This is a genomic window from [Clostridium] celerecrescens 18A, from assembly GCF_002797975.1.
Taxonomy (GTDB): domain Bacteria; phylum Bacillota; class Clostridia; order Lachnospirales; family Lachnospiraceae; genus Lacrimispora; species Lacrimispora celerecrescens.
In genome coordinates this window covers 1,671,107-1,692,998 of record NZ_PGET01000001.1, presented here as the reverse complement: position 1 = coordinate 1,692,998, position 21,892 = coordinate 1,671,107, and the positions used below count along the sequence as shown (strand labels likewise).

Here is a 21,892-nt window from a genome sequence, read left to right as displayed (position 1 = left end):
CTAGATATTATCTAATTGTTAATAAGATTATAGTCTTCAATGGACTTATTAATGCTTTCTGCCATCTTAGCAACTGCATCTTCCGGGGTCCCCTTGTTGTTGATCATGTTCTCGATCTCCGTTTCCACGATCTGCCTTGCTTCAGGGAATACACTGAGAAGTGCCCCGGCGGACTGAGGGGTGGAATCATGAAGCTGATCAATGGCTGTTTTAAACTGAGGGTATTGTGCGATATTATCTTTGAACACAGCTTCATTGTGAGCGGCAACCGTAACAGGAAAATAACCGGTCTGGGAATTCCAGTAGGCCTGGCTTTCCGGGGAAACGAGGAATTTCACAAATTCCCATACAGCCTGCTGCTTTGCCGGATCCTCATTATTTAGTGCCCATAAGGAACCTCCGCCAATGGAAACGCCGCCTTTATCATCGTCACTCACCTTAGGAAAATATGCGGTTCCTACTTCGAATTTACCGTTCACATCGTTTAATATCTGTTTTAAAGATGCGGTGGAGCCCAGAGTCATAGCCGCTTTGCCTGCGCTGAAGTCGGCAAGACCTGCATCACCGCCCCGTCCGACATTAGGAGCATAACCCTTATCCGATAAGTTCTTCCATGCGGTTAAGGTTTTGACACCGGCTCCGTTTTTATCAAAATCTACTGTCGTTGCAGCTCCTTCTCTTCCATTTCCATTGTCGGCATACTGAGCCTGCTGCTTGCAGGTGAACTGCTCAAAGAACCAGCCATAAATGCCTAAGGATATTACCTCTCCTGCTCCGCCCTTGCCAATAAGATCCTCGCCGATTCTTTCAATTCCTGGAAGGCTGTCAGGAATTTCCGTGATGCCGGCTTTCGTAAAGATGTCTTTATTATAATAGAGAATCGGAGTAGAGGAATTAAAAGGCATGGAATACAGATTTCCATTTACGGTGTAATAGGCTGCAATGTTTGGTTCCACCTGTGTTAAATCCCATTGGTCCTCATCGATCAGCTCCTGCATGGGAATGACCCAGCCGGAATCGATCATGAAACGGGTACCGATGTCATAGATCTGGACCAGATCAGTGCCCATATTGCCGATCTGAGCACTCTTCAGCTTATTGATGGCATCGTCATAGCTGCCCTGATACTGAGCTTCTACAGTAATGCCGGAAGTGTTTTCCTTATTGAATTTCGTTACAAGAGTATCAATGGCTTCTCCGTTTACACCTCCCATAGAATGCCAGAAGGTTATGGTGGTGCCTGCAGGGCTGCCAGAGCTATCTGCAGACTGGGCGGCAGTCGTCTGGGCTTCCACTGTGGTTGAACCGGCACTGCTCGTTTCTGTTCCTGTCTGACTGGCGCAGCCGGACAATGCTCCTGCTGCCATCATAACTGCCATACTCATGGCAAGTGCTCTTTTCTTCATCTTCTTTCCTCCAAATTTTATTTTTAATATTGAAGACCGATTTGCCTGGCGGCTCGCCGGACGTCTGAACCAGGTCAGCCTTTGACTGCTCCTGAGAACATACCACGGATCAACTGTCTTTGCCCTGCAATGAAAACAGAGATAGATGGAACGATGATCATGACAACACCTGCGATCATCATGGAAATGGACTGTGAGTCCACGCTGTCCAGCATGCCGATTCCAATCTGAACCGTTCTCATGCGGTCAGAGCCGGTAACAAGAAGAGGCCACATATACATATTCCAGGCATTGATAAAGGTATAGACTGCCATGGCCCCGATTGCTGATTTGGTAAGAGGAATCAGGATGCTGTAAATAAATCTTAAGTTAGAACAACCGTCAATCCTCGCAGATTCATATAAGGATACAGGAAAAGATTTATAAAACTGACGGAAAAGGAAAATACCCATGGCTGAAGTAAGATAAGGAATAATTAATACCTTGTAGCTGTCAAGCCATTGTAACCCGCTTACGGTCAAATAATTTGAGATGATGGTGGCTTCTCCAGGTATCATCATGGTTGCCATAACAATCATGAACAGCAGATTTTTCCCCTTAAAATCCAGAAAGGAAAAAGAAAATGCCGCCAGGGAACAGGATAGGATCTGTCCGAATGTGATACAGCCTGCTACAAAAAAGGAATTGACAATAAACCGGCTTAAGGGGATTTTAACCATGGCCTGACGAAAGTTCTCAAGGGTCGGATTCCCTGGGATTAAGTTCATATCAGTTGTGAACAGTTCACCGGAAGGCATGAATGCAATGCTCACCGCATACAGAAGCGGAAGCAAAACAAAGACAGACATGGCCAGGTTTATGATCACCAGTGCCAGCTTTCCCACCCTTCTGCGCACAAGGGCCTTTTGATTGGCAGACTGCTTCAGTTTTTCCAGCTCATCCCGGTTCATATCTTTGGAGGCTGTGGTGATAATAGATTCCATCAATAGCTTACCCCCTTCTTTTCCAGGCGGAACATGCATATGGTGAGGATCATGATGATGAGGAACAACAGCACGGACTGGGCTGCTGCGCTCCCGAAGCGGTAGTTAAAAAAGGCGTCCCGGTAAATGGAGTAAACGATCAAATTGGTGGATTCTCCAGGTCCGCCCTGAGTCAGGACCTTGACCTGGCCAAAGGACTGGAATGCCTGAATGATATTGACCACCAGGGTGTAAAACATAATAGGGCTTAAGCCAGGAAGTGTCAGGAAGAAAAATTTCTGAACAGCATTTGCCCCATCCACGGAGGCTCTTTCATAAATGGTCTCATCAATGTTGCTGAGCCCGGCGCTGAAATAAAGAAAGTTGATTCCGCTGTTCAGCCAGGCGGTCAACAGGGCGACACAGGCCAGGGCATACCTGGGATCACTGATCCAGTTAATATGGAATCCCAGGATCTTATTAACGATTCCAATGGAAGGATGAAGCATGATTTTAAATATCATAGCAGCGGAACTGGAAGCAATGGCCATTGGCAGCGCGTAAGCAGTGCTGAAGATCCGGATTCCGGGAAAGGTCTTGCTGCAAAGAACTGCAGCAACGAGCCCTAACAGCATGCTTACTGTTACGACAATTAAGACAAATACTGCGGTTACCAGAAGGCTGTTGAAAAAAGACGGGGAATTTAAAAGGTCCGTATAGTTTAAAAGACCTACATAAAGCTTGGCCTGACCCATTTTATTGGTTTTATATAAGCTTAAATATATTGTTTTGAAAAACGGGAAAAACAAAAATACTGCAAATATTGTCATTGCCGGGACTATATAGGCATAAGGCCCTGCTTTCTTTACAATTGTTTTTAGGTTCATATGAAGGCTCCTTAAACGTATAAAATATTTTGCTCCGTATCCATATCGAACAATTTAATTCGGTCCATATCCGCATATACCGGTAAACGGTCGCCGCTCTCTGCCTTAACATTGGGACTTAACCGTACACATATCTCATCTCTGTTGATTCGGCCATGGAAAAGTATTTCGGCCCCAAGGACCTCTTTCATATCCACATCCAAAAGGAGCTTCTGTTCTTCTGGTCCTTCTTCATGGAAATCTTCTGGCCGGATCCCCAGGTACACACGCCTTCCCACATAACCGCCTTCCAACAGCCGCTTTGCGCATATTTCATTCGTAAAGAGTTTGTTTTTACCAAATTCCAGGCAGATCTTCTCTTCTCTTCGCTCTACCCAGACAGGCAGGAAGTTCATGGAGGGGGAGCCGATAAAGCCTGCCACAAATTTATTGACTGGATTTTGATAAATGTCATTTGGAACTGCAGCCTGCTGGATCACCCCGCTGTTCATGACTACGATCCTGGTGCCAAGGGTCATTGCCTCCACCTGGTCATGGGTAACATAAATGATGGTTGCATCCAGTTCTCTGTGGATTTTGGCAAGCTCTACACGCATTTGTGCCCGCAGCTTTGCATCTAGATTGGATAAGGGTTCGTCCATCAGATATGCCTTAGGCTGGCGGACAATCACGCTTCCGATTGCAACCCGCTGTTTCTGCCCTCCTGATAAGGCAGAAGGCTTCCGGTCAAGCAAATGGCTGATATGAAGGATTTCCGCCGCACGACCAACTCGTTTCCCTATTTCTTCCCTTGGGACCTTATGTACCTTTAAGCCAAAGGCCATATTCTGGTAGACTGTTAAGTGGGGATAAAGAGCGTAAGACTGGAACACCATGGATAGGTCCCTGCTTTGGGGGCTTGTCATATTCATAAGCTGTCCATTTATCCACAACTCACCGGAAGAAATGTCTTCAAGCCCTGCTATCATGCGAAGTGTCGTTGACTTCCCGCAGCCGGATGGGCCGACCAGGATCAAAAATTCCCTGTCTTTGATATCAAGATTAAAATCCTTTACAACGGTGAGGCCGTTTTTATAGGTTTTACATACATTTACAAAAGATAAACTTGCCATAGATCACAATTCCTTTCTGCATATCTAAAATTCATTTTATAGAATTGATGTAAAATGAAAAAGAAGCTTTTCGTAAAATGAATGTAAATCATAGTATTGACGCACAAACGATCAAAGGCTATAATAAACTAGATTTATGAAGGAGGCATAAATAACAATAGCAAAGCTAAGCGCCATGCACCAGTTGATGCGATCGTGAACATTTTTCAGGGAAAAATGGCATCAAGGGTTGACGAGGTGAAGGGTTATCGAATATTCGGCGGATGCCCTTCCATGCCCCTCCGGGCGTGTATCCTACGTGAAATATGCAGGTAACTGCAAAACAAACGCGTTGGAACCGGGGACTAAAAACAGAATGTAATAAAAAAGCTGCCGTTTTAAAATCTGGAGCCAGACAGCTTGTTTTTTGTTTGCCATTTTTAAGGACGAATGCAGCCACAAAATGAAAATTTAAGGAGATTATGAAATTATGTGTGGAATTATTGGATATACAGGACCATTAGACTCTAAAAGAATATTGCTCGAAGGATTGTCTCAGCTGGAATACCGGGGGTATGACAGTGCAGGCATTGCTCTTTTTATGGAGAATTCTCATACCCGACTGATCAGACATACAGGAAAAGTATCCAATCTAAAGGAAGAATGCAAAGGAATCACAGAGGTATCCCATTGTGGTCTTGGACATACCAGATGGGCAACCCACGGAGGTGTAACGACCCAAAATACCCATCCTCATCAGGCTGGGCGGATTACTCTGGTTCATAACGGCATTATAGAAAATTATCATCAGCTTACTCTTGATTTTCATCTGGAGGGAAAGCTCCGCTCCGAAACAGACAGCGAGGTGGCTGCCTGGGTTCTGGAGAGCATTTATCAGGGAGATCCCGTAGAAGCTATTTCAAAATTTACCGCCTATTTAAAAGGCTCTTACAGCTTTTGCGTGATGTTTGAAGATCATCCAGGTGATATCTATGCAATCCGCAATATCAGCCCCCTGGTTGTGGCCTATACAAGATCCGGTTCTTTTGTAGCTTCGGATTTAACTGCTCTCATTCCATATACCAGGCAGTACTTTGTGGTTCCTGAGAATCATATTGTAAAACTCACCTCCTATAAGGTACATCTTTATAACCTGGAACAACAGGAAGAAGTACCTGAGCTGATGGAGGTAAACTGGAATATGGATGCAGCCATGAAAAACGGATTCCCCCATTTCATGCTGAAGGAAATCCATGAACAGCCGGATGCCCTTAAGAACACCATATTGCCGCGACTGGTAAAGGGACTGCCGGACTTTGGCGATGACGGAATTCCGGACTCAGTGCTGAAACAGTGCACCCAGGTTCATATCGTGGCCTGCGGTACTGCCATGCACGCAGGGATGGTGGCAAGGGCTCTTATGGAACCGCTTCTTCGTATCCCTGTTACAGTTTCCATTGCTTCTGAATTCCGTTATGAAGACCCGCTCATTGATCGTAACACCCTGGTCATCATCATATCCCAGTCAGGGGAGACCATTGATACCCTGGCGGCTTTGCGGCTGGCGAAGGCCTGCGGCGCTTCTACTCTTTCTGTGGTCAATGTAAAAGGCTCTACCATTGCCAGGGAAAGCGATTATGTTCTTTATACTCATGCAGGCCCGGAAATTGCTGTTGCCAGTACCAAAGCATACTCTGTTCAGCTTGCTGCCCTTTATATGGTATGCTGCCGGATGGCCTTTGTCCGAGGAAATTATGACCACGAGGAAGCCGAGGACTTTATAAAAAAGCTGCTTGATGCCATACCGGCCATGGAGGCTATGATTGAAAAAAAGAATGAGGTAAAGGCCTTAGTAACGCACTTAATCAATAAGCCGGATGCTTTTTTTATCGGACGTGGTCTTGATTACGCCTTCTCACTGGAAGGGGCTTTGAAATTAAAAGAAATTTCCTATATTCATGCGGAAGCCTATGCTGCAGGTGAATTAAAACACGGTACCATTGCTCTTATAACGGATCAGGTTCCGGTTATTGCCATTGCAACACAGGAGAAGATTTTTTCAAAAACCATCTCCAATATCCGGGAAGTAAAGGCAAGAGGTGCATTTGTGATTTTATTGACAAAGGAGAAATCTAAGATTGAGCCAGGGATTGCTGATGTTCAGATCAATATTCCGGAGATCGGCGACCGGTTCACGGTATTTCCAATCGCAGTTGTGCTTCAGCTTATTGCATATTACGCTTCTGTGGGAAAGGATCTGGATGTGGATCAGCCAAGGAATCTGGCGAAGTCTGTGACGGTTGAGTAAACTCATAGGAAAAGAAAAAACATGAGGCGTGCGGCCTTTGCCGTTTCCCTCATGTTTTTTTTATGGAGCCAATCGGATATTCGCAATCCGCTTCACTACTTGATGAAGTTAAATTCCTTCCCGTCAATTTTTTAGAACCGGCAGAAAGGATTCTCCGTTTTGCGGAGCGTCTGTGCCAAAATAATCACAAACGGTTGCGCCAATGTCAGAGAGAGTATTTCTCCTTCCCAGCCTTCTTCCTGTTATTCCTTTTTTATAAACGAGAAGGGGAACACGTTCCCTGGTATGCTTACTGTGACCGATATTGGGATCATTTCCGTGGTCGGCCATAATCACCAGAATGTCCTGGGAAGTCAGTTCCGGTAAAAGCCTGCTGATTCCCTGGTCTGCGATTTCTAAGATCCTTTTATAAACCATGGTGGACTGGGAATGCCCGGCTAAGTCTGTTTCCTGCACATTGGTACATAAAAAGCCCTGATTTATGGCTTCTGTTTCCCGATATGTAAGGTCCATCACTTCCTGTGTGGGTACACAGGAAATGCTCAGCCCTCTGTCATTGGATACAATGTCCGCTACTTTTCCAATCAGAGTACAGTCATACCCTGCTTTTGTGAGAATCGTGGGGGCCTGTACGTTTTGATCCACCCCATAACCTAAGTGTCTGCACTGGTAGCCCTGATCATAGGATTTGGATTTTGCAGAGGCAATGCCGATAAAACGGCCTTCTTTCACTTCTTCAGCATTCCAGAGGTCTTCCATGGTATTTCCGGTTCCGCCAAATACAATCACCCGGCCTACGGTTACTACTTCTCTTACCTTTCTGGCTATGGCATATTCCTCTTCAAAGGAGATCAGATCCAAAGGAGCCGTTACATTGTAGCACATCCCTAAATCCGCTTCCAGATTATCAGCTACGGTTACGTAATGGTCTACCAGTAAATAGCGCAGCCCCTGCCGTTCTATGACCTGTACCTGATGTCCATTTGCCTCCAGGTGTGATTTTACTGCGTCTGCTTTCTCCTGAAAGGGATGGACTTCTGGTTTTTTAGGAAGTGTTCCCATAATCTCCTGATGCCCCATAAACGTATCTGCACCATAATGCATGAGTTCGCAGCTACCGAAATTTGCTTCAGGTGAGAATTTCATGGAAGCACTTTCCTTCCCATAGGCATTCATAAGTCCCAGCTTTTCCAGTGCCGGGAGCTTTAGATCGGGGTAGTCCTTTAAAATGCTTCTAAGGGTATTGGCTGTTTCATCTCCCGGCCTGGCCAGACGTGCATCTTCCATGGCTCCGATGCCAAATCCATCCAATACGATAACAATCAATCTTTTTTTCATAGCTTTTTCCCCATGCTGTCATATATTCCAACAATTTGCGGCTTTTTCTTTTTCAATCCTTCCAACAGCACCACATCCGACCGGGTAACGAAGATCTGATAACGGAATGCCATGACCACAGTATCTCCTACTGTTCCTTCTTTCGTCAGGCCGAAATGGTAATCAATGCTTTCATTGGAAGGCGGAATAATACCCATTTCTGTGTAATTATCAAAAGAGGTCCCAACCAGTGCAGACTTTACGTGGGAACGCCGGTAATAGCCGCCGCCGAAACAATAGGCCTGCCTCTTAAAATTGTGGGATATTTCACTAACATAAGTAACACACGGAACTTCCTCCAGCATATGGTACGCATGCATTGGAGTCGTTCCGGTCAGGCCATGGCCCGGCTCGGCACAGTTTCCTCCCATTTCTCTGATCTTATTCAGGGCGTAGGTGCAGGATCCTGATGGTGTATTGACGATGGTTACCTGGATTCCACACTCCTTTAAAATCTTAGCCGCAAATCTTACGGTATCCATATTATTGGTGGGGTTCAGGTCATGAGCGGTTTCTTCATACAAAAAACAGGGAAAAGATGTGACACCTGCAATTCTTACACAGGGATACTGTGTTTTGACCCGTTCTGCCAGAACTTTTAACGCATCAATATGGAACCCTGCAGTCTGCCCTGAATAGATCATATCCGAATCGCTGGTAACACGGAGAATGATCTCCTGGGAAAGTCCCAGTTTCTTTGCCGCCTGATGGATCTGACTGATTTTCTCTTCGGAATATACCGTGATCAACTGAGGACGGTATGCCACGATCTCCTCTACCTGGGCAGTGGGAATCTGTACCAGATGCCCGACGTTTGCGATCGGGATCTGGTGATCCATCATGACTTTGGCTTCTTTATAATCCACTACAACGGCCCCTTCGTAGCCCAGTTCCACCAGTTTCCCTGCCAGGTAGGGATTTCTTCCGGCCTGCTTCAGCATGAAGAACAACCGGATCTCCTTTTTCTTTGCTTCTTTTAACATGAAAGCTGCATTATCCAGAAAGGTATCCACGTCTATCACATAAGAATCCGGTTGGATCAGCCCGCTCTGATGAAGCTCAAAGGAGGCTTTGATCAGTTCCGGGTTTCGTTTTAAGGTCTGTTCTAAAAACATTTATATCACTCTTTCTACAGCTTCTTTTATAATGTGCATAATGGTATCCGCCCCGGACCGCATCGGGTTGATTCGGATCATACGGCTTTCCAGTGTTGGATCCGCACTCCGGAAGGTACCGGATACCCGGTAAAACATGGGAACCAGCTCATATTTTGATTCTGCCCCCACTGGATTCGGCGCTGCTCCCAGCTTTTCGGCTTCCATAAGGACTTTTTCTGCAATGTTCTCATAAAACTCGACCAATAGTACTTTTGACTGGGCATTTGCCAGAAATGCCTGTTTTACCTGAGGGATCTCACCTTCATTCAGCCTTTTTACACATATTTCATTTACCTGGGCCTGTATGGCCAGGGCCACAGGCGCGTAAACAAGGCCGTGGAGTACATCCAGGGCTTCATGTCCCTGTACCTGCATGCCTCCGGAATAACTTTCTTTCACTAATGTTTCAATATAGCATGCCTTTCCTACGATAATGCCTACACCTTCCGGGCCCAACAGCTTAAAAGAGGAAAAACAGGAAAGGTCCGCTCCGCACTGGATGCCAATCCGGCTCACTTTCATGGCGGCATAGTTATCATCGGTTAATATGGGAATATCAATGCATTCCTTAATTGTTTCTATCACCTGGGCTATGTCGTAGCGGTCATCCGCCTTTTGCCTTGTGTATTGGATGAGGGCACCTTTAATATCATTGTTTTCTTTTATCACCCTGCGTATATCGTCCGGATCATTATAATCGGCCTCTACAGCCGGAATGTATAACATTTCCAGGGAGGTGGCAGTCGTACTGTAAACAGGCGCCTTGTGTACCAAAATTTTTTCGGCCGGTTTTAATATACTGTGGAGTCCCATTCTTATAGCTCCGCTTCCGGCGCCTCTTACCAGGATACAGGCTTCCCCATCAAACAGATCCGCAATAACCCGTTCCGCTTTCTTTGTGGTTATCGGCTTATTAAGCCCTGGAATAACCCCTAAATCTCCACGATTTAAAATCTCGCGGCCGCTGAATGATTTTGTGATACAATCAATCACTTTAAACTGCAGTCTGGCGGCCGCCTCTACTGAGATGCTGGATAACGGATAGGTCTGCATTTTATCTTCCTCCTTATTTTAAAATCCGGTCCGGATTATTAATCAGCAGCATGTCGATTTGTTCCTTGGATAAACCATAATCCCGAAGCATGGGAAGAAAGGTTTCAAACAGATAAGCATAACCCAGACCTCCCCATGCCTTTAAATGAGATTTTCTGGTAATGTCCATAGATAAAACCACCTGCCCCAGGAAACCTTCTTTTGCGATTTGCTTTAGTGTTTCTGCGCGGAACCGGTCCGGACAGTAATTATTTTTTCCCACAGTATCAAATCCGATATTGACGCCTTCCTTCAGTACCGAAAGAATATAATCCGTGTCCTGAGAAAGGTCTAAATGGCCGATAATAATCTTTTCCGGCCGTATCCCGGCATTTTTTAAATAGATGGCCTGTTCCAAAGCCATTGTTCCAAGGGTGGTATGAGTAGTTACTACGGAACCGGTATGCACCGCGGCTAAAGCCATGGAATGAAATACCTTTTTTTCCATATCCGTCATGGTGCTTTTACTGGTCCCAAACTCTCCTATGACCCTTGCTTTGATGCCGGAATCCCCTATTCCTTCTGTCAATTCCTTCTCTGCCAGTTCGGCAAGTTCTGTTTCACACATGGAATACACAAAATCCGGAAGAAATGGCTCTTTATAAAAACCGGTCGACTGCAAGATCCTGATGCCGGTGGCTTTTTCCATACGGCTCACGTATTCCGGATTCCTTCCCATGCCCATATTCGTCACATCCAGAATGCGCCTGACTCCTAACTGATACAGACGGTGAAGCTCGCTTTTCGTTTCTTCAAAGCAGTCCAGCCGGCAATCCTGGTCTTTTTTTACTCCTGATAAGTCTATGGTAATGTGTTCATGCATCAAAGTATAACCGTTTTCCATGTTTTGTCTCCTAACGAATCAAGAGGATATGCCTGCATATCCAGTTGATACCCGGTAAAGCGGGGTACGCTGTTTACTAACTCAGCACTAGAAATACATATCAAAGTTCATAAAGTACCGCTCGATCAACTGGGATCTTTTACAGACCAGCAATCTGGCCTTTCGGAACATTGCTTCAATGTCCTCTTTTTTACTTTCACAGATCAGAACTATACAACACCCCAATTCACTGGAAGGTACGGTCAATGCGGATTTTCCGCACATATTGACCACCCGCATCAGACCTTTTCCCGAATGAGCCTGGCTCTTTTCTGTTTCCTTATCAAAATGGCCGTAAATGCTGTCCCCCATGGCATTCACATCCACCGGTCCTTCCTTTGAGATCAGGATGGTTCCCGGCTTTATAATTCCGTTTAAGTATTGGATCAATGGTTCCCGGCCCCCATAAATATCCGGCGGTCCTCCGCTTGGTACTTCTTGCCATTCCCAACCGATATTCCTGTCATCGGATTCCTCCGTCAGGCTTATTCCAAGCAATGGGTTTAAAACCTGTTCCAGGGTCTTTAAATCTCTGGTAATGGCACCAATGCTGGGGGAAAATATGATTCCATCAGTGGAAGCTTTTGAATACTGCCTCATATGATCCTGCTCGATTAACGGAGAGATAAATCCATAAAGATTGAGTGCAGCGGCAGGTGCAAGTACACTGCCGCCGCCGTCTGTTCCGATTCCGGCATCATTGATTCCATAGAAGACGTTTAGGGCCGTACCGCTGCTGGAACCGGTCATCCATTTTCCTGTAATGGGATTGATAAGCTGTAAATCCACCGCTCTCCCGCCTAAAGCCATTTTATCGGCGGTATGAAATAAAAAGCCACTTTCATTAAGCCGTTCTTTTAGTTTCCCGGGAATGACCGGAGTATCCTTAATACCGGTATAACAGGCAAACCCATGTTTTATCTGAGTTGGAGCAATCTGGTCGATTGCAAGGGGATTTACCTGGTTTACAGTGCAATAGGGATTTTTAAGTGCCAAAAATGTTTTTTTTGCATATGTTTCAAGTCGTTCCATATCAATTCCCAGCTACTTAGCCACCGGGACTGCAATGAGACCGATTATGAGAAGCAGGTTCAGCAGCACTCCGAATACGATACAGGCCACAGGACCGACCGCCAGGTCAACAATCGGTTTTTTCGCTTTCTTATTTAACAGGAAGGCCCCGATTACAAACAGTGCTCCGATTCCAGTGTATCCGGAAGAGGAAACGGCCATTTTTTCAGCAGCTACAATACCGCCTGCAAGCAAAGAAATTTCCAGAACCTTGTTCATGGATGTTCTCACATACTCTCCCATATCTTTTACACCCGGGAATTTATCCATGTATTTTGCAAAAATGTTGATCAGGAAAATCTCTGCTACCATGACTGCAAATCCCAGTACAAAGGCAAAAAGCGGGTTTCCATGGAGGAACAGTCCGACTACAAATACAAAAGTGCATCCAGCCGCGCCGTACACGCCTGTCACAATGGCTGTAGTAAATACCAGAGGTATGAAACCAATGGCTCTTGCCAGTGCAGTTAATCCAGCGTTGCTGTATTCCTGATTAGCCAAAAGGGCCAGGGAGGCGGGATCGCCGGCGATAATCGCCAGACTGGTTCCGGCTGCGATCAGACCGCCCATAACAGCCAGTAACAGCCAGTTTTTACGAATTCGTAAAATGTTGCCCTCAAAACCCTGGATCAGCCCTTCATTGGTATGTTCCGTTCCTTTCTGCTGAGCAGCATAAACGATCATCATAATCATACCTGCAAGCATAGCCATGCCTTCTGCATTTAAAGAAACCTTGCCTGCCCCGATAGGAAAGGTACCGAATTTTTTTACAAGGAAATATACAACTAAGGTTACTATTCCGGTGGTCAATCCTTTTTTAAAACCATGCTGATAAGCGATGCCCACTGCCGGGAATACGGCAAATGCAACTGTTATATAGCCGGAAACACTTCCTAAATCACTGGTGAAGTTATATGGCATGTAGCTGAACAGTTTTACGACAAACTCCAGACCGGCCAGAATCGCCAGGCCGTAAGCGGCTCCGATGACAGCGGAAAGGATCATCCCGTTCCTGCTGTTATTACAGAAGGATCCGATGATATCAGTAGTTAACAGCAGGCAGTGGATCAAAATAATGCTTGCTGCAATAGAGGTCGGTATACCAAAACCGATAACCAGACCGAAACTGATGGCAAAGCTCATGGCCGCCAATTCTTTTCGGTTGATCTCACCGTTAAAATACTGCCCCACAATTGGCCGGAAACCGTCATTAAATACTGCAATCCCTTGATTGGATAAAACGGAAGCCAATGCCCCGATTAATGCGATAACTATGTATTTCATACCTATGAAACCTCCTCTTTCTCAATGATTGCCTGAAGCAAAACCGGAAGGACCTCTTCTTTGTGCTGTGCTGTAAATCCAAATGCTTTTTTCCCCTTTTGTACCTCTTCCCTGATAAAATCTCCGCTCTTTACATTTCCTGGCATGGAAATCGTAGAACAGAGCCCGGAACCCAGCATGGCCATAGCCATAGCCAGCGCTCCGCCGCCGCCAGTATTGCAGGCACCTACATAATAATCATACTTTCCGTTTTTCACGCCCAATGCAGCATCCAGATCCCCCTTGATCTCGATCTCTGCACGGCCGTTCATCTGCAGGGACACCAGTCTGGCAATTTCCTCCTTGTCAATCTGACCACCAACCACAATCTTCATTGCTTCTATCCTCCTTTTATCCTTGTATCATTTCTTAAAAAGACCATTCGGTCCTGATACCTTATTATGTAAGCAGATTGCATAGATGAACGGTCAGAAAATTCCGTTCTGCTTCCGGGAACTGGATATCTGTTTCCTTTAACAGTTCCTCTTTTAACACTTCCGCTCTTTGGTAAACCGGCTCCATTTTTATTCCCTCGAGGAGCGTGTTATCCAGAGGGTGTTCCACAACCCCGTCTAGTACCCGTTGTCCTGCCATAGCCAGATGAGTAATAAACATTGCAGCCTTATCTTCCTCTGTGTCAGGTTTTTCTTCCAGGATCCGTTCCACTGCTTTTCTGGAATAATCCGCAACTTCTTTGCAAATTACATGATTTTCCTCCAGAATATCCAGACGCTGGTTTAAAATATCTCTTAAATCCATTGGATTTCCTCCCAATATCAATATACATTTTTTTGTACTTTGCTTCAAAAAGACAACTTTTAAAAATAGGGTTCTCTCTTTTTATCTCTTACCTCCCTGATGATCTCCACAACCTTCGGTACGCTGACATACTTTTCTAACAGTGCCTTTAGATATTCATCCTCCTTTCTGATAACCATTACAGCCGTCGAAAACAGGTTGTTATAATCGGATTCATCTAAGAAAACCACGTTCAGTGATTCGTATTTATGCTCCAGGATATCGTCATAGTTCCATACTCCTGCATCTATGATACCATCCATCAAGGCGCTTACGGTCTGTTGGGTCCGGATAGGGACCAGAGTAACCTTTTTGCCGTGGATAATATTTTTAGTAATGCAGCTTTGGTCAATGGAGCTGCTGTCATATGCTACCCGCATGCCATCCTGAATGTTTTCATATTTGGTATCCCCTAAAAGAAGCACGTGCCTGGAAAGGAAGCTGCCCGGTCCAAAATTAATTGCCGCTTCAATCTGCTTTCCTTCTTTTATGGATTGTTCCGCTGCATACTGGGAGCAGATAGCAAACTGATACGTTCCTGATTCCACCAGATCAATACGCCCTACTGCACCTCTGGCGTAAGCCATATTAAAGTTAAGCGGTGCAAACTGGGTATACATGGCCGTGGCAAAGCCCTCATAAGTTACGGAATAGGGAAGGGGCATGATTCCAAGAATTTCTTTGCGCATACAATTTTCCTGCAGCTTCTTATAATCAATCTCTTTGATGAAGGTACCCTGATGCCCATGGTTCTCCAGCGTCACAGCATTGCACTCTTTTAAACAGGCAAATGCGTTCTGAATGGTCCCCCTGGATACCCCGAATTTATCCTGATACTCTGAGATAGGCAGAATCCGGTCTCCTGCATTCCGGGACATTAAATCCAGCGCCAATAGATTTTTTACCAGGCCTATTTTTTGATATAGGTTTCCTGCTTCTAAACAATTGTTATTCATGAGTTTACTCGCTTTTATCAATTTACATTATTTTGTATATTCAAACAATATCATATGCTATGTACAATGTCAACAATATTATTTAACATATCTACATTTAATGTACAGAAAATACAAAACCGCGAACAAAAAACGGACATTTCAGCTGTATCATAGAAATGTCCGTCTTTATTCAATTCAATAAAAATAGCATCTGTTTCTTAAGGATATTAAACCGTCAACGGTTCGCATTATTCCATTCCATTTTAGCATCAACAAAATTGTGGATCAGCTTTACGGTTCCATCTATCCCTACGGAGCTTCGATTAATGCATAAATCGTAGCTTCTTACATCTCCCCATTTTTTATTGGAATAGTAATTATAGTAGCTGGAACGCTTTTTGTCCGTTTTGACCATAATATCCTTTGCTTTGGTATCATCAACATGATAAAGTTCTTTTAAGGATTGAACCTTATCTTCTTCATCGGCAGTAATGAACACGGAAACAAGGTTGGGATAATCCGCCAGTGCATAATCGGCACATCTTCCAACGATTACACAGGATTCTTCATCCGCCAGCTGTTTGATGGTATCAAACTGTGCTAAAAAGATCTTATGATTTATTGGCATATCCATGTAACCAGAGGTTGTGAATCCCATGGAATATGTATCCATCACAAGGGAATACAGAAAACTGTTGGTTGGCTTTTCATCATGGGTTTTGAATAATTCTTCACATAACCCGCTGTTTTTTGCTGCAAGTGCCAAAAGCTCCTTGTCATAGCATTTAATGCCCAGTTCTTCTGCCAATTTCTGTCCGATGATTTTTCCAGAACTTCCGCATTGTCTTCCAATTGCAATTACTAAATTTCCACTCATATAGACAGCTCCTTCCGGTATCTTATAGTTATATTATACCTTAAAATTTCTGAAAAATCTAGATTTATATTACGATTTAACTGTTTTTTAAGAAGATGTCTTATGCCAAGCCTGTTAAGTTAACCGCAGTTTTCTCAATAGTTCTTCAAAATAGTCGGGAAGAGGCGCAGTAAACTCTATATATTCACCGGTTCTGGGATGGATGATACCTAATACGCCGGCATGAAGCGTCTGCCCGGTAAGACGGAATGGGCACTTTGCGGGGCCATAGACAGAATCTCCTAGAAGAGGATGGCCTATGCTTGCCATATGGACACGGATCTGATGAGTTCGGCCCGTTTCAAGCTGGCATTCGATATAGGTAAATTGCCGATACCGCTCAAGAACGCGGTAATGGGTCACTGCTTCTCTTCCATTTTTCTCATTGATGCTCATTTTCTTCCGGTCTACGGGATGACGGCCAATGGGTGCATTGATCGTTCCCTCGTCTTCCTTTAGGACTCCATGTACGATTGCAGCATATTTTCTGGTAATGGAATGCTCCTTCAGCTGTTCTGAAATGGAATTGTGGGCCATGTCATTTTTACATACAATAAGAACCCCGGTGGTATCCATATCAATCCGATGGACGATACCAGGGCGCATAACACCGTTTATTCCGGATAATTCATTGCGGCAATGAGACATCAGGCCATTGACCAGGGTTCCGCTGTAATGGCCTGCAGCGGGATGGACTACCATCCCCTTTGGTTTATTAATGAGGATGATATCCTTATCCTCATAGACAATATCAAGGGGGATTTCCTCCGGCATGATTTCCGGTTCCCTTATTTCAGGAAGGGTCAGGGAAATCCGGTCCCCTGCATTTACTTTATAATTGGTTTTTACCGGTTTTTCTTCAACCAGCACGGATTGTTCCTTTAAAAGCTTCTGAAGATAGGAACGGGAAATGTCCTGGCATTGGTCGGATAAATACCGGTCGATCCGGACACCGGCTTCCTCAGGAGCGACTATAAACTCTTGACTCAACCCAGCTCCTCCTTTTTATGAAAGGAAAGACAGGATAAGTCCTCCTCTTTGTAATAGAACAGAAACAGGAGCATAAAGACGAACATGGATACCGTGACGTAACAATCCGCAACATTAAAAATTGGAAAATCAATCAACTTAAAATATAAAAAGTCAACCACATAGCCTCTTAAAAAGCGGTCGATCATATTTCCCACCGCTCCTGCCGAAAGAAACATGGCAATCAGGTGCAGCGGCAGGTATTTTCTATCAGCAGGCATACGGCTGACCGCAAAAGCAGCTGCTGTAAGCACTAGCAAGGCAACCAGCAGGAAAAACGCCTGTTTACCCTGAAGCATTCCAAATGCTGCCCCCCGGTTTTCGGAATAATAAAGTTCAAATACTCCATTCCAGATGACAAAGGGAGGCCGGTTCATGAGATGCTTAACAACAAGAAGCTTGGTCCATTGATCCAGGCCAATGGAAAGAAAGAAGCCGATAATCATACCAATGATCAGTTTTGTTTTTTGATTCATGAAAATCTCCTTAAGTTAAGATATGGCGAAGCGCTTCTGCCATTTCCGTATCAGTGACAGTCTTGCAGGTGAAGGCTTTACCAATCTGTTCTAACAGGATAAACCGGATGGTGCCGGAATCCATTTTTTTATCACTTTTTGTTGTGAGAACAATATTTTCTGCAGAAAGACCGCTTACCGAAGCAGGCATACCAAATTGCTCCATCACCGTTAAAAGTCTTGGAAGTTCTTCTGAACGGATCATTCCTCTATTGATCGATATCGCCATGGCAGCGATGCAGCCAAGTCCCACACAGTGACCATGTACAAGCCGAAAATCCGAAAGCTTTTCAATGGCATGTCCCAGGGTATGTCCCAGATTTAAAAGAGCGCGCTCTCCCTGTTCTGTCGGATCCTTTTCCACTACATCCCGCTTGATCTGGTTGCTCACAAGAACCATTTCACTTAATACTGTTAAATCCCTGCTATGAATTTCAGCGGCATGCTCCATAAGCCATTGGTAATAGGAGGCATCTTTGATCAGTCCATGCTTGATAACCTCTCCCATTCCAGAAGAAAATTGCTCTTCTGAGAGAGTTTTTAAGGTGGCGGTATTGGAATATACCAGCTTCGGCATATGGAAGGCTCCTACCATATTTTTGTAGGAATCAAAATCAACGCCGGTTTTTCCGCCGATGCTGGAGTCGACTTGGGACAGCAGGGTTGTAGGCACCTGGATAAAGGATATTCCCCGCAGATAGGTTGCAGCCCCAAAACCGCATAAATCTCCCACAACTCCTCCGCCCAAAGCAAGCAGATAATCATGGCGGTCAAATTGTTTTACAACAAGAACTTCGTATAGGTTCCTGACGGTATCCAGATTTTTGTTTTCTTCTCCGGCAGGGAAAATAAAATGTTCTGTATTTTTGCAACAGGAAGACACAATCGATTCCACTTCCTCAAGGTAAAGAGGTGCCACATTGGAATCTGTGACAATACAAACCTTGCGTTCTTCCAGGTTCAGCTTTTTCAGTTCTTCTTTTAGTCTGTCAAACCCAGTTTCCATGACAATCTCATAAATGAAGGCACCGTTCATGTGTACCGGAATTCTGTTTCCCATGGTATTTTCCTCTTTTCTGTCCATGCTTTTGGGACATTCAGGTATGCCCGCAGGGTGTTTTACTGCTGTATTATTTTTACTCCTATATCATGGAAGAAAGCAAACAATCTTCCGTCCCGTTTCCTGCATTGCAATGCTGCAACGATTTGAGGAAACGTGTGATGTGGAAAATCGTCTGCTTGTACCATTCAAAGAAATGTATGATGTCTTATGCGGAACATCTGTTAAAGGCGTAAATTCATTCCGCCCATATCCAGACTTCCATTATTTAACAGATCTTGAAAATCACCGGAGAGCTCTACGGATTCCGGGGTCGCTATGAATATGTAATTTGATATTTTCTGTAAATTACCATTCATGGAGTAAGTGGCGCCTGAGGTAAAGTCGATGATTCTCTGGGCGACTTCTGTATGGATGCCTTCCATATTGAGGACAACAGCCTTTCCGGACAGCATATGATCGCAAATTTCCTTTGCATCTTCAATGGAGGTTGGTTTTACCATGGATACCTCCATAGTGCGGGACTGCTTCATGGGCACTACTTTAGGGGACCGGGATAGGAAACGAGGCTTTTGATCAAAGTCGTCGTCCTCCTCGTAGTAATCCTCTTCATTCTTTTTTGAGAAAAGGGTTCTCTTAGCAGGTTTATCGCTTTCATCCTCGTAGTCGTCATCTAAATAGTAATCGTCATCATCTGTATCGTTTAAGCGCATGCTATCCATCAGTTTGCCTAAAATGCTCATACTTTATTCTCTCCAATCTTATACCATGGTTCCTGAGTGAGAAAAAATCTATCCAGGGTCCAGGCATATATTCTCACTTAATTCATGCCCAATCATGCGGGTAAACGTTGCTTCGCATTTCCTTCAATCATTAAGTGTTCATATAATATCTTGTACCGAAAATTCCGGTACCGACTCTTACCAGAGTAGCACCTTCTTCTATGGCAATCTCATAGTCTCCGGTCATACCCATTGAGAGCATATTCATACTAACATTATCAACGTTTTTGCTTTGCATGTCAACATAAAATTGTCTTAATTTTTTAAAAACAGGACGATTTTCCTCAGATTTTTCTACAAAAGGTGCAATAGTCATAAGACCTTTTATCTTTACATGGGGAAGGCTGGCGATTCTACGAATCGCGCTCTCCGTCTCCTCCAATTTAAACCCATATTTGCTTTCTTCTTCTGCCACATTCACTTCCAAAAGGATGTCCACAATTAAGTCTTTTTTGGCGGCTTCCTCTTCGATCTGCTCCGCCAGGCGGATAGTGTCTACACTGTGAATCAACACAGTTTTGTCAATGACCTGCTTGACTTTATTTCTCTGCAAATGACCAATCATATGCCAGCGGATATCCTCCGAAAGGGCAAGGTGCTTTTCACAAAGTTCCTGCACCTTATTTTCTCCAAAATCCCGTACACCGGCAGAATATGCTTCTGAAATCATGTTATTGGGTTTTGTTTTGCTTACCGCTATCAGTGTTACTTCTTCCGGATTTCTTCCGGCCCTCTTACAGGCTGCTAAAATACGTTTATTTACTTCTTCCAGATTTTCCCTAACCAAACCAATCACCTCTTATTGATAAATTAATTCCCCTTCATTGACAGTTTCTGCTTTGAGAACGATATGATCGTATACCGCCAATCCATAAGTCATGTTCTTTTTCACCGTGTAATATTCGTCATTGGATGCCTGCACATCAATCTGTTTAAATACAGCGTACCCTTTGTTTATATTATATACGCCCTGAAGGGAAGCGCTTGTCCCAATTTGATAACGCTCCGTGGAATTGGGTTTTACAATATAATCTCCGGCTTTAAAGCCGTCTTCCGTACCCATTTCAATATAGTAATTATTCCCTTCGGAATAGTAAATCTCAGTAGGGACAAAGACTACTGAGGTCCCGGACCCAGAATACACTTCTTTGTTGAAACCGGTGGACTGGCTGTCTCCGCCCTGGGTGACATAGTCCATGGGGACCAGGTAAAAATCTTTTTTAGTAACAGATGTTACAGGAATCTTTAATCCATCTACCCGGTCAGAAACGATTTCAAAATCAACGTACCGGTCGGATGCAAATTGAACCATATATTTATCAAAGTCCAATTTTCCAAAAGCCTTTCCATCTGTTCCGGAAAACACGGAAAAGCTACCCGTAGCTTTTAAATCCCGTCCGGAAAATTCTACGGTAAGATTCGTTTTGTCTCCATATGATTTGGAATCTTCTTCTGTCATTGGGAACACGACTGACCATAAATCGGAAGTAATGACCTTATAAACGGGTGAGCCCTTTTCTATTAGATTTCCTGATTTTGTAAAGGTTTTCGTATAGCTGCTTCGGTTAAATACGGCATCTGAAACTCCCGATGGCTGAAGTCCCTCATAAGAATCCACTCCATAGGAGACGATACCTGCCCGGTCTGCTTTTACCTGCTCAAAATTAATGCCTGCCTGATCCATCTGGGCTCCGAGGTTGTCCAAAGCATTAAAATTCATATATTCCATGACTTCGGCTTCTAAAGCGTATTTGGCATCATATACAGATCGAAACTGGTCATTGTCATAAGTGAGGCTGAATGTGGTCAGCTGCTTTTTCAGCTCAGCAAGATTTTCCGGTGTCAGTGTAATCTTATCCTCTGAATTTTCCGCCAGAAATGAAGTGAGATTTCCTGTCTCATCAATGGAATAGACCCTGGTGCCGTTTGAAGCCCGTTTTCCTTCCCTTACGTAGTAATTGACATAGCCGGAACGGTCTGCATTTTTTACTTCTTCCTGCCGGAGGATTATTCCTGTGTAATTTTTATTATTGACGATGCTGCCTTCTTGTACTTCATAAAACTGTATCTTATCTCTACGAACATAGGCGAATACACTGAACACCATATAAACAAAGATCAACGCAAAGATGATCATGCCAACATTAATATTCAGAGGCCGCCGGTACCGGATGATTTTTTTATTCTTTTTTGGACGAACAGCCCTTTTTAATGGCTGCGCTGCCTTTTGTTTAGCCAACCTGACGCCTCCTTTCCTAATTACTGCCCATGTACTTTGGGCATAAGGTATGCCCCCA

21 protein-coding genes are annotated in these 21,892 nt (G+C 44.3%); 1 reads left to right on the top strand and 20 read right to left on the bottom strand.

Going from position 1 to position 21,892, the window contains the following annotated elements; genetic code table 11:
• Window positions 1–11: 11 nt before the first annotated feature.
• From H171_RS08015 to H171_RS08000, 4 genes are all read right to left on the bottom strand, one after another.
• Window positions 12–1,406: an ABC transporter substrate-binding protein gene (locus tag H171_RS08015; RefSeq protein WP_100304661.1), complete on the bottom strand. Its 1,395-nt coding sequence runs from the start codon at window positions 1,404–1,406 to the stop codon at window positions 12–14.
• A 74-nt stretch (window positions 1,407–1,480) separates the two neighbouring features.
• Window positions 1,481–2,356, bottom strand: coding sequence for a carbohydrate ABC transporter permease (locus H171_RS08010; RefSeq protein WP_408645660.1), 876 nt, complete (start codon window positions 2,354–2,356; stop codon window positions 1,481–1,483).
• A 32-nt stretch (window positions 2,357–2,388) separates the two neighbouring features.
• On the bottom strand, window positions 2,389–3,255 hold the full coding sequence (locus tag H171_RS08005; protein ID WP_100304659.1) for a carbohydrate ABC transporter permease: 867 nt from the start codon (window positions 3,253–3,255) through the stop codon (window positions 2,389–2,391).
• An 11-nt stretch (window positions 3,256–3,266) separates the two neighbouring features.
• The gene (locus H171_RS08000; protein WP_100304658.1) at window positions 3,267–4,367 is read right to left on the bottom strand and encodes an ABC transporter ATP-binding protein; all 1,101 of its coding nucleotides are present in this window, start codon (window positions 4,365–4,367) and stop codon (window positions 3,267–3,269) included.
• 469 nt (window positions 4,368–4,836) lie between these two features.
• Here H171_RS08000 and glmS point away from each other — a divergent pair, with 469 nt between their 5' ends.
• Complete coding sequence (glmS, locus tag H171_RS07995; RefSeq protein WP_100304657.1) at window positions 4,837–6,654, top strand: glutamine--fructose-6-phosphate transaminase (isomerizing); 1,818 nt, start codon at window positions 4,837–4,839, stop codon at window positions 6,652–6,654.
• A 123-nt stretch (window positions 6,655–6,777) separates the two neighbouring features.
• Here the strand turns inward: glmS and H171_RS07990 are convergent, their stop codons facing one another.
• The 16 genes from H171_RS07990 to H171_RS07915 all read right to left on the bottom strand — a co-directional run bounded on the left by H171_RS07990 (window position 6,778) and on the right by H171_RS07915 (window position 21,834).
• Entirely contained in the window at window positions 6,778–7,992 is a 1,215-nt protein-coding gene (locus H171_RS07990) for a phosphopentomutase (protein WP_100304656.1), read from the bottom strand.
• A complete protein-coding gene (locus tag H171_RS07985) occupies window positions 7,989–9,146 on the bottom strand; it encodes an alanine racemase (protein ID WP_100304655.1) in 1,158 nt (385 codons plus the stop codon). Before H171_RS07985 ends, H171_RS07990 begins: the two co-directional genes overlap by 4 nt.
• The gene (locus H171_RS07980; RefSeq protein ID WP_100304654.1) at window positions 9,147–10,241 is read right to left on the bottom strand and encodes an aminotransferase class V-fold PLP-dependent enzyme; all 1,095 of its coding nucleotides are present in this window, start codon (window positions 10,239–10,241) and stop codon (window positions 9,147–9,149) included.
• Window positions 10,242–10,254: 13 nt separating this feature from the next.
• Window positions 10,255–11,124 (bottom strand): phosphotriesterase family protein, encoded by an 870-nt coding sequence (locus H171_RS07975; protein WP_100304653.1) that lies wholly within the window; start codon window positions 11,122–11,124, stop codon window positions 10,255–10,257.
• An 87-nt stretch (window positions 11,125–11,211) separates the two neighbouring features.
• Window positions 11,212–12,195 carry an amidase family protein gene (locus tag H171_RS07970; protein ID WP_100304652.1) on the bottom strand — a complete coding sequence of 328 codons (984 nt, stop codon included), beginning with the start codon at window positions 12,193–12,195 and terminating at the stop codon, window positions 11,212–11,214.
• Between the two features lie 12 nt (window positions 12,196–12,207).
• Window positions 12,208–13,518, bottom strand: coding sequence for a YhfT family protein (locus H171_RS07965; protein WP_100304651.1), 1,311 nt, complete (start codon window positions 13,516–13,518; stop codon window positions 12,208–12,210).
• Window positions 13,519–13,520: 2 nt separating this feature from the next.
• Complete coding sequence (locus H171_RS07960; RefSeq protein ID WP_100304650.1) at window positions 13,521–13,892, bottom strand: DUF2620 domain-containing protein; 372 nt, start codon at window positions 13,890–13,892, stop codon at window positions 13,521–13,523.
• 64 nt (window positions 13,893–13,956) lie between these two features.
• The gene (locus tag H171_RS07955) at window positions 13,957–14,316 is read right to left on the bottom strand and encodes a PRD domain-containing protein (RefSeq protein ID WP_100304649.1); all 360 of its coding nucleotides are present in this window, start codon (window positions 14,314–14,316) and stop codon (window positions 13,957–13,959) included.
• 59 nt (window positions 14,317–14,375) lie between these two features.
• Entirely contained in the window at window positions 14,376–15,311 is a 936-nt protein-coding gene (gene yhfZ, locus H171_RS07950; protein ID WP_100304648.1) for a GntR family transcriptional regulator YhfZ, read from the bottom strand.
• 217 nt (window positions 15,312–15,528) lie between these two features.
• Entirely contained in the window at window positions 15,529–16,170 is a 642-nt protein-coding gene (locus H171_RS07945) for a cytidylate kinase-like family protein (protein WP_100304647.1), read from the bottom strand.
• Between the two features lie 114 nt (window positions 16,171–16,284).
• Window positions 16,285–17,199, bottom strand: a complete 915-nt coding sequence (locus H171_RS07940; protein ID WP_100304646.1) for an RluA family pseudouridine synthase — start codon at window positions 17,197–17,199, stop codon at window positions 16,285–16,287.
• A complete protein-coding gene (gene lspA / locus H171_RS07935) occupies window positions 17,196–17,714 on the bottom strand; it encodes a signal peptidase II (RefSeq protein WP_100304645.1) in 519 nt (172 codons plus the stop codon). Before lspA ends, H171_RS07940 begins: the two co-directional genes overlap by 4 nt.
• A gap of 10 nt (window positions 17,715–17,724) precedes the next feature.
• On the bottom strand, window positions 17,725–18,813 hold the full coding sequence (gene aroB, locus H171_RS07930) for a 3-dehydroquinate synthase (protein WP_100304644.1): 1,089 nt from the start codon (window positions 18,811–18,813) through the stop codon (window positions 17,725–17,727).
• Between the two features lie 224 nt (window positions 18,814–19,037).
• On the bottom strand, window positions 19,038–19,556 hold the full coding sequence (locus H171_RS07925; RefSeq protein WP_100304643.1) for a cell division protein SepF: 519 nt from the start codon (window positions 19,554–19,556) through the stop codon (window positions 19,038–19,040).
• Window positions 19,557–19,686: 130 nt separating this feature from the next.
• On the bottom strand, window positions 19,687–20,382 hold the full coding sequence (locus H171_RS07920; RefSeq protein WP_100304642.1) for a YggS family pyridoxal phosphate-dependent enzyme: 696 nt from the start codon (window positions 20,380–20,382) through the stop codon (window positions 19,687–19,689).
• 12 nt (window positions 20,383–20,394) lie between these two features.
• Window positions 20,395–21,834 carry an HlyD family efflux transporter periplasmic adaptor subunit gene (locus H171_RS07915; protein WP_100304641.1) on the bottom strand — a complete coding sequence of 480 codons (1,440 nt, stop codon included), beginning with the start codon at window positions 21,832–21,834 and terminating at the stop codon, window positions 20,395–20,397.
• Window positions 21,835–21,892: the final 58 nt, after the last annotated feature.